Source organism: Stenotrophomonas maltophilia group sp. RNC7 (genome assembly GCF_030910085.1).
GTDB classification, from domain to species: Bacteria; Pseudomonadota; Gammaproteobacteria; order Xanthomonadales; family Xanthomonadaceae; genus Stenotrophomonas; species Stenotrophomonas sepilia.
This window is the reverse complement of record NZ_JAVFVN010000077.1, coordinates 1-807: the sequence shown is the minus strand read 5'-3', so window position 1 is coordinate 807 and position 807 is coordinate 1. Positions and strand designations below refer to the sequence as shown.

The window sequence follows — 807 nt, the reverse complement described above, 5'->3', positions numbered from 1 at the left end:
AGTTAAAAGTGGCGATAGTTTGTGGGCTATTGCTAAAAAATACTATGGCAATGGTGCAAAATGGCCTAAAATCCATGCTGCAAACAAAGATAAAGTTAAGAATCCGAATCTCATATATCCAGGACAAAAGTTGGTGATACCATGATGGAATTTATAGTCGAAACAAACGGACAAATTTATGAAATATCACAGCTAGTAACTAAAGTGAAACTAAATGAACGATTTAACGATGGATGCTCTAAATTTGAGTTTAGTTATTTGAATGATGATTTAATAATAACTAATGGAAGTATAATCAGCTTTAAATATGATAATGAGAAGATATTTAAAGGATATGTTTTCAAAGTTGAAAGAAATGAAAGTAAGGAAATAACAGTAATTGCTTATGACCAGCTTAGATACTGTAAAACTAAAGATACTATTGTCGTAGAAAAGGAAACGGTAACAAATGTAGTAAAAAAGATGTGTAACTACTTTAATCTAAAGACAGGAGCTTTGGCCGATACTAAATTTATACTTCCGACTTCTGCTCAATGGGATAAGACTTGGCTAGATATAGTTTATACAGCTATTTCAGATAACCTTATGGCTACTGGTAAAAAGTACTGTCTAAGAGATAATTTTGGAGCTATAGAGCTTAAGGATCTGGAAGAACTAACTTTAAATTTGGCTCTAGGTGATAATAGTTTAGTGCATGGCTATTCTCACACCATTAGTATTGATGATAACTATTACAATCAAATTAAGTTAGCTTTAGACAATGAAAAAACAGGTGTAAGGGATGTTTACGTTGTTAAAGATAGCAAT

General features: G+C 31.5%; 1 protein-coding gene and 1 pseudogene. Both read left to right on the top strand.

Going from position 1 to position 807, the window contains the following annotated elements:
* The coding region (locus RCF13_RS00665; RefSeq protein WP_308140715.1) for a LysM peptidoglycan-binding domain-containing protein at positions 1–145 on the top strand (145 nt) is incomplete at its 5' end.
* Positions 145–807: pseudogene (locus tag RCF13_RS00660) on the top strand (hypothetical protein); the annotation flags it as partial. The gene RCF13_RS00665 and the pseudogene RCF13_RS00660, both read left to right, overlap by 1 nt.